Annotated in this window: 6 protein-coding genes; 5 read left to right on the top strand and 1 reads right to left on the bottom strand. The window is 37.6% G+C overall.

Features of this window, described 5'->3' with window-relative positions:
• The first annotated feature begins 176 nt into the window (after positions 1-176).
• The 5 genes from GMD1S_RS11150 to GMD1S_RS11130 are packed head-to-tail and all read left to right on the top strand — an operon-like array spanning position 177 to position 7,601.
• Positions 177-1,013: a LicD family protein gene (locus tag GMD1S_RS11150; RefSeq protein ID WP_001281444.1), complete on the top strand. Its 837-nt coding sequence runs from the start codon at positions 177-179 to the stop codon at positions 1,011-1,013.
• Complete coding sequence (locus GMD1S_RS11145; protein ID WP_000971797.1) at positions 1,010-1,978, top strand: glycosyltransferase family 2 protein; 969 nt, start codon at positions 1,010-1,012, stop codon at positions 1,976-1,978. The genes GMD1S_RS11150 and GMD1S_RS11145 overlap by 4 nt, the downstream gene beginning before the upstream one ends.
• Before the next feature lie 21 nt (positions 1,979-1,999).
• A complete protein-coding gene (locus GMD1S_RS11140) occupies positions 2,000-4,159 on the top strand; it encodes a LicD family protein (RefSeq protein WP_001011682.1) in 2,160 nt (719 codons plus the stop codon).
• Positions 4,160-4,216: 57 nt separating this feature from the next.
• Positions 4,217-5,029 (top strand): LicD family protein, encoded by an 813-nt coding sequence (locus tag GMD1S_RS11135; RefSeq protein WP_000004177.1) that lies wholly within the window; start codon positions 4,217-4,219, stop codon positions 5,027-5,029.
• 43 nt (positions 5,030-5,072) lie between these two features.
• Positions 5,073-7,601, top strand: a complete 2,529-nt coding sequence (locus GMD1S_RS11130) for an MBL fold metallo-hydrolase (RefSeq protein ID WP_000792511.1) — start codon at positions 5,073-5,075, stop codon at positions 7,599-7,601.
• A 45-nt stretch (positions 7,602-7,646) separates the two neighbouring features.
• Here the strand turns inward: GMD1S_RS11130 and GMD1S_RS12510 are convergent.
• On the bottom strand, positions 7,647-8,426 hold a 780-nt coding region (locus tag GMD1S_RS12510), incomplete at its 5' end, for a lipopolysaccharide biosynthesis protein (protein WP_000585577.1).

Raw genomic sequence — 8,426 nt, 5'->3', positions numbered from 1 at the left:
CAGACCAAACTCGCCCAAATGGGAATGAGATAGAATACTATAAAAAAATCAAAGTTTGAATCACAAGTGAAAAAGTGGTTTAGGCTTTGATTTTTCTTAGTATCTGATGGATTTTTAGGGCTTTTTTATGGTATAATAAAACGATATAACTCGTTATTGGACAGAAGAGGAGAGACATGAGTGATTTGAAAGCGATTCAGGCTCGTAGTCTGGAAATGGCTGAATATTTCGTCGCATTTTGTAAAGAACATGATTTGTTGTGCTATCTCTGTGGTGGAGGAGCCATTGGCGCCCTTCGTAATAAGGGCTTCATTCCTTGGGATGATGATCTAGACTTTTTCATGCCACGTAAGGACTATGAAAAATTAGCAGAACTGTGGCCACGTTATGCAGACGAGCGTTATTTCTTGTCAAAGAGTAACAAAGATTTTGTAGACCGTAACCTTTTTATTACCATTCGTGACAAGGAAACTACTTGTATCAAGCCTTATCAAAAGGATTTGGATTTGCCACACGGTTTGGCCTTGGACGTTTTACCATTGGATTATTATCCTAAAAATCCAGCTGAGCGTAAGAAACAGGTTCGTTGGGCCCTGATTTATTCACTCTTTTGTGCGCAAACTATCCCAGAAAAGCATGGTGCGGTCATGAAATGGGGAAGTCGCATCTTACTCGGCCTGACTCCAAAATCTCTACGTTATCGCATTTGGAAAAAAGCTGAAAAAGAAATGACCAAGTATGGTCTGGCTGAGAGCGATGGAATTACGGAATTATGCTCAGGTCCCGGCTACATGCGAAACAAATACCCAATCGCATCCTTTGAGGACAATCTTTTCTTGCCATTTGAAGGAACTGAGATGCCCATCCCAGTCGGCTATGATGCCTATCTCAGCACTGCTTTTGGGGACTATATGACACCGCCACCAGCAGACAAGCAAGTACCGCATCATGATGCTATTATAGCAGACATGGACAAGAGCTACACAGAGTACAAGGGAGAATATGGAGCATGATGGGAGAAAAAATAAGCGTTATCGTTCCGGTCTACAATGTAGAAGCCTATCTGGAGCGATGTGTGGAGTCGATTCTTCAACAGACTTATGCCCATTTTGAGTTAATCCTAATCAACGATGGTTCTACTGATTCTAGTGGACAGATCTGTGATCACTTAGCATCTCAGTATGAGAATATCAAGGTTTATCATATCGAAAATTCTGGTGTTTCAAATGCTAGAAATATGGGAATTCAGCTAGCGACGGGTTCTTGGGTTACCTTTATTGATAGCGATGATTTCGTTACCCAGGATTACCTAGCTACTTTAGCAAGTGCAGTTGAAGGGGTGAATGTAGGCTTTGCAATTGCTCCTCTGCACCATATCAAAAACGGCATTGTAACTGATATACCTTCACATTCTGGAAAAACAGAACTCTGGTCAACAGAAGAAACCATGAAGGAACTACTGATGACTACCAGAACGTCATTTTTTCCAGTTGCAAAACTGTTTAAGAGAGACCTGCTTGCGGATGAAAAGTTTAATACAAAATATCACCTAGCTGAAGATGCCTTATTTTTAACTGAATTGCTACTAAAGACAAGATGTAGTTGCGTCTTTATTGACAAACCTGTTTATTATTATGATCATCGTGAGGGAAGTGCAACAACATCTGTTAATCGATATGTATTTGACACAATAGAAGTTTATCAGCAAATAATTGCTCAAGTTTCACAAGCCTTTCCTAATTTGAAATACGAATTAATAAACAGAGAATGTTGGTCGTACATCACAGTTTACGATAAAATTATCTTTACTTCACGTGAAGAGTATCAAAAGGAGAAAGCCGAGCTGAGGACTTGGATTGTTCAGCATCGACGCGAAATATGGAAAGATGCTTATTTCACCACTTTTCGCAAGGTAGCGATCCTTTCACTTGTCATTTCTCCATGGCTATATAAGAAAATTGTTGGATTAAAAAACTAATATCATGAGAAGGAGTTGAAAATGAATTTTTCAAAAATGGATGAATACTTTGAAAAATCAAAACTATGGATTGCGTATCTATTTGTTTTCATTTCGATTTTAAGTATGAGTTCACTGGTTTATAAGATAGCAAATCCCCTCTACAAGGGATTGTCAGCGATTGTAGTGCTTTATATTTGCTATACCTTATTGTTTAAGTGGAAAGAAATCACAGCAGATCGCAAATTTCTATCCTTATTTGGACTCTTAGCTGGAAGTCATCTGCTATCAGCTATTTTCAATCGCTCTGGACATCTGATTGGAAATGTGATTGAAATCCTCTTCATGGTAACTTATGTTTTATTATTTACCATGTTACAATCAGGGCAACTTAAAAAATTATTTGACTGGATTGCCTATACGGTTCAAATTGTATCTTTTTCTTCAGCAATTTTTGCGTTTGGTTTATTGGTAAGCAGAGTCCTTATCCTATTTAAGATTGGCGAACAATCTTATTACTATGGTGTCATGAATGGCCGTCTGTGGGGGATTGTCAATCCAAATGCTAGTGCGATATTTTCATACATTAGCATTATTTTGGCTATGTATTTGATCCATAAAGGAAGTAAATATTCTGTTTATCTTAAACTGAACAATGTGATTCAATTCGTTTACTTTGCTATGATGCAAAGTCGAGGAGCCTTACTTTCTTTACTTCTCATGATTGGACTCTATAGTTTCTTTGCTACTAGAGGAAGTATCGTTAAACGATTCCTCACTTTTATAGTTGCTGGTTTGCTGATTACTGCAACTAATATTGGATTAAGCTATGTAACTTCAATCTATATCTCATCTGAAACTGCGACTGTCTTAGATTTAAACAAAGGACAATCCTATGCTGAAACAGATTCGTCTGTTACTAAGAAAAACGGTGAGCTCCATCTGATTGAAACAACACCAAGTGGTAGAACCTATATCTGGAAAAATGCCATCAAGATGGGAAGTGCCAAACCAATTTTTGGTTATGGTGTACGAAATGTTCCAGATTACTACACAGAATATTTCAGTAAATTTGAGATTCAAAACTCCCTTATTGGTGGGAATTTCCATAACATTTTTGTGACCATATTTGTCAGTTCGGGAGTTCTAGGTTTGGTATCCTTCCTTCTTGTACTGGCTTATGTCATCAAGCGCTTTTTAACGTATTTGATTGTTTCCAAGAAACATACTGATAAATTGATCATGATTCTTTTCTTTGGTATCTTGTTTGGTCAATTATTTGAAAGTCAGATTATGTATTCAACCAACTTTATTAATATCATCTTCTGGCTAGCGATTGGCTATGGACTCGTAGTCTGCAAACGAGATGAAGGAGTTCGGTACCAAGAAGTAACAGATGTTAAAGAAATTCAAGAGATGGAACTTGGAATCATGGAGTATATTCATGAAGTTTGTCAGAAAATTGGAGTCAAGTATTTCTTAGCATATGGAAGTCTAATTGGTGCTGTTCGCCATCAAGGATTTATCCCTTGGGATGATGACATGGATATCTGCATGTTACGAGAGGATTATGAAAAATTGCAAGACTACCTTATCGCTAACCGTGATGAACGTTACGAAGTTATGTCTTATAAAAATAATCTCAACTATGTCTATCCCTTCATGAAAGTGCAGGATAACCATACTTACTTGCTAGAAGAAGATGTTCGCATCGATTCGAATATGGGAATCTATGTAGATATTTTCCCTGTAGATGGCTACGAGGATGACGTACAATTTAAAAACAAGATGACGAAACTGATAAAGAAACGTCAATTGAGTTGCTACACCTTCAAAGGCATTACCAATACAAAAAGTGTACTGAATTCACTGCTACGTTATGTGTCAGTTATTATTTTCTATTTCACCAATACAAACAAATACGTTGCCCAGATTGAAGAGCTTGCAAAATCCCGTAAAGTCTCAGATTATGAGCAGGTGGATTATCTTATCTACAAGGATATGAACAAACCAGTGTGGAGACGTGAATGGCTGGAACAAGTTACTACTGGAATATTTGAAGGTAAGGAATTTACCATTCCGAAAAACTATCATGAAATTTTGACCTCAGACTACGGAGACTATATGCAGTTGCCACCAGTTGAACAAAGAGTATCTCATCATGATTTTAAATTATGGAAGATTGTTAAAAGGTCTAAATGACGAGATTGGGATTAAGAAACGTTTAAAAAAATAGTCAAATTTAGGAGAATAGAACCTATGTCTGAAAGAACTTTAACTCTTGAAGAAATCAAGCAAGTAGAATTGGATATTTTAAAGTATCTACATGATCTTTGTGAACAACATCAAATCAAATACTTTATTGATTTTGGAACCTTACTAGGAGCTGTACGCCATAAAGGATTTATCCCTTGGGATGATGATACAGATATTTCCTTGGCGCGTGATGAATTTGAAAAACTGTATAAGGTTTTACAAAATGAAAATCATCCCTACTACAAATTGATTTCATTCAGAGAAACAAAGGGATATCCATACAGTTATATGAGAGTCTATGATGTAAGGACTCGTCGAGATGCTAACCTCGTAGACCCAACGGTCGTATTGGGAACTTGCGTTGACATTTTTCCATATGATGGTGTCGTAACACAGGAAAGTGACCGTAAGAAAATGAAGCTCTACAAATATTTCATTCGCCTTTCTTCTTTGAATTTTAAAGGGATCAAGTCTGAGAATGGTGGACTTAAAAACCTCCCTCGTTATATGGGATCAGCTATTTTCCGCTTAACTTCCCCACAGCTATGGAATCAAAAATTAGAGAGCCTTGCTTTGAAGTATAGTGTAGATCAAGCAACAGATCTTACTTGTACTATCTATGACCCTTATTATCCAAATGGTATAAAAAAAGAATGGCTCTATGATTTGATTGATATGCCTTATGAAAACATCGTGGTCAAGGTTCCGAGAAAATACCATGAAATACTTGTCTACGAATTTGGAGAAAACTATATGACTCCACCGCCTATTGAGCAACAAGTCCCAGGAGGGGATAAAAACTACTGGATTGATTAGATTAGTAAAAGTTGCTTATTGTTAAGATAAAGGAGTTTTCAAGGTGAAAAATAAATGGTTATTAAAATCAGTCAGCTATAGTGTTCTCGCAGTCTTTCTATTACTGATTCAGTTATCGCAAGGAGTAAATGCAGATACCATTTCAGCAGGTTCGGGCAATCGTATCCATTTCATAAATACTAAAGCAAAATCTGGGAGTGACGCCATCCTTCTGGAAAGCAATGGTCACTATGCTTTGATTGATATGGGTGAAGACTATGACTTCCCTGATGGGAGTGACCCACGCTATCCAAGCCGCTGGGGAATTTCCATGAGAAATTATCAAGTATTGGAGGATCGATTGATTCGCCACTTGGATCAAATAGGTGTAAAAAAATTAGATTTTATTATAGGAACTCATGTTCATAGTGACCATATTGGTGGAGCAGACGAAATACTCAATCGATATCAGGTCGGTAAGTTTTATTTGAAAAAATATTCAGATGATCGGATCACAGCAAACTGGGGACTATGGGATAATCTTTTCAATTATGATAATGCTTTGAGAGCAGCTCAAAAACGAGGAGTTACTCTTATCCAGAATATTTCAGATGAGGATAGCCACCTAAAATTAGGTGATATGGATATTCAACTCTACAACTATAAGAATGAATATGATGCTGACGGGAATCTGAAAAAAGTTCGAGATGATAACTCCAACTCCATTGTTTCAGTAGTGACTGTGGCAGGAAAGAGAATCTATCTTGGTGGAGATTTGGATAATGCCGAGGGAGCAGAAGATAAGTTAGGTCCAGTTATCGGCAAGGTTGATATGATGAAATGGAACCACCATTATGATGCGACAATTTCAAATACGATTAATTTCCTTGAAAACTTATCACCAAAAATGATTATTCAGACAACTGGTGGAGATATTAATGTTGCTTCAACCAGAGAATACCTTCAGAAGAAAAATATTCAGGTTCTTCATGCTGCTAGCCAAACTCAAGACGCTACCGTTTTTGATATTAGCGATAAAGGATTTGCAAATGTTTCAAATACCTTCCCTAATATCCCTGTAGTTGACGAAAAATGGTATCAAGAAGATGGTTATTGGAAATATCGTTTGACTGACGGAGAAATGGCTATCGGCTGGAGAGAGATTGGCGGAGCCACTTATTTCTTTAATGGAAAAGGACAAATGCAAGCAGGTCGCTGGCTTCACCTTAACGACGACTGGGGAGAAAATGCCAAAGGGAATGATTACTATCTGAACCAAAATGGTAAAATGCAAACTGGTGGTTGGTTCAAACTAGATGACTCTTGGTATTATATCCAATCAAATGGTGCTAGACGATTTAGCGAGCTCTCTGAAATTGGAGGGAAAAAGTATCTCTTTGCGGCAGATGGGAAGATGCTAACAGGACACCAAGTTTATAATGGCAAGAAGATGTTCTTTAGCGAAAGTGGTGCACTCCAAACAGCAGGTAAGCCTTCAACATGGCAAAAGATTGATTCAAATTGGTATTTCTATGATGAGGATGGGCTAAAGACCATCGGTAAAAAGAATATCAATGGAAGCACATACTACTTTAATCAAGAAGGTATCATGCAAACTGGCTGGGCATTTGTTGATGGTCACTGGAACTATTTTGCAAGTTCTGGAGCTATGAAAACCGGCTGGGTCAAGGATCAGGAAACATGGTATTATCTGGATAAAGATGGCATCATGTTAACTGGCAGACAAGATATAAATGGTGTTCGTTACTATTTGAATGCTAGTGGTGCCATGCAGACTGGCTGGAAGTGGCAAGACAATAGCTGGTACTTCTATACGAACTCAGGTGCTATGAAAACTGGTTGGTTGAAAGATAAAGAATCATGGTATTATTTGGATCCAGAAACTGGTATTATGGCTGTAGGATCTAAAGAGATTGACGGTAAGAACTATTTCTTCAGCTCTGCAGGTACTATGCAAGTTGGATGGCAGTGGTCAAATGATTCTTGGCATTATTACGCTACGTCTGGCGCACTCCAAACTGGTTGGTTGAAAGATGGTGATGCCTGGTATTATCTTGAAGGTAAGGAAGGCGTTATGTTAGTCGGCCTCCATCAAGTAGATGGTAAGCAATATTACTTTAGCAAATCTGGTGCCATGCAAACAGGCTGGAAATGGTTTGATAATCATTACCGTTACTTTGAATCAAATGGAGCCATGAAAACTGGTTGGATAAAAGACAAAGGCGTCTGGTATTATCTAAATCCTGAAGATGGCATCATGTTGGTTGGCCTTCATAAAGTAAATGGTGATCATTATTACTTTGATGAATCAGGAGCTATGCAAACGGGTTGGAAACAGCTTGATGGTAATTGGTACTATTTCCAAGCTAATGGTTCTTTGTTGAAGAACGCAACAACACCTGATGGTTACAAAGTAAACGAAGAAGGAATCTGGAAACAGGCTGTTGCTGCTGTAAATAGCGATGCAGTCAAGCCAGAACAGAAACAAGAAGCTAATTCCTCTATTGTTGAACAACCTAAACAAGATTCAAATCTAGAAGCCAACGCTTCTGAAAAGAAAGAAAACGAATAAAGAAGAAATCCCCTACTGGCAACTAATTTATCAGTAGGGGATTTTTTAATTTCGTTTTAATTTTGCAAGTACAAGGTTCAGTGCATAGTGGAGTGTTTTGTCTTTGGTGATAAAGAGGGTCAAGAGGTAATAGATACCACAAGTTGCTACGGTAGAAAGAACCATGAGAATCATATTGAAGTTTACTGTGTAGGAATTGATTTGGAAAATCATCTTGAAAATATAGAAGATTGGGATAAAACCAAGGGATATAATGCTATAACGTGTTAAGGTTATAAAAATTTCTTTTAAACTAATCAGTTGGTGTTTCTTGATAAAATGAATTTCAAGTAAAACAACGATAGTTTCTGCGATAATGGTCGTAGCGATGTAATACTCAGGTGCAAAAATATTATTGAAATACAAGATGCTATTTAATAGTATATTAGCCCCACCACCAAGGAAGTAGAAGGCAGTTAAGCGATTTTCATGGTCGTTGATAAAGATAATCTGTTTACCAAGAATCAACTCTATAGCCCAAATGATGGTACGAAAAGCGAAGACGCTAGTTACGATACCCGCTTCAAGATATTTTTCAGAAGAATAAATAACAGTTGCGTACCGTCCCAATATCATGATCCCGATACTAGTTGGAACCATAAGGAAATAGAATAAGGATGCCGCTTGATTCACGAGATAATTATAGGACTTGTAATCCTTTTTACCGAGATAGTAGCCAAGGCGTGGAATACTGACGTTGATAGCTCCACTCAAGACACTGGCAATCAACATGACGATACTATAGGCAATTGTATAGTAGGAAATATAGTTCTCATCCGGTCCCTT

The organism is Streptococcus sp. GMD1S, assembly GCF_000296875.1.
Classification (GTDB): domain Bacteria; phylum Bacillota; class Bacilli; order Lactobacillales; family Streptococcaceae; genus Streptococcus.
Note: the sequence above shows the minus strand (reverse complement) of the source record. Positions and strands in the feature narration are given on the sequence as shown.

What these genes read in the sequence shown, in the direction of transcription:
- GMD1S_RS11135 (WP_000004177.1), top strand. Translation starts at nt 4,217, where the DNA reads ATGTCTGAAAGAACTTTAACTCTTGAAGAAATCAAGCAAGTAGAATTG.
- GMD1S_RS11145 (WP_000971797.1), top strand. Translation starts at nt 1,010, where the DNA reads ATGATGGGAGAAAAAATAAGCGTTATCGTTCCGGTCTACAATGTAGAA.
- GMD1S_RS11150 (WP_001281444.1), top strand. Translation starts at nt 177, where the DNA reads ATGAGTGATTTGAAAGCGATTCAGGCTCGTAGTCTGGAAATGGCTGAA.
- GMD1S_RS11140 (WP_001011682.1), top strand. Translation starts at nt 2,000, where the DNA reads ATGAATTTTTCAAAAATGGATGAATACTTTGAAAAATCAAAACTATGG.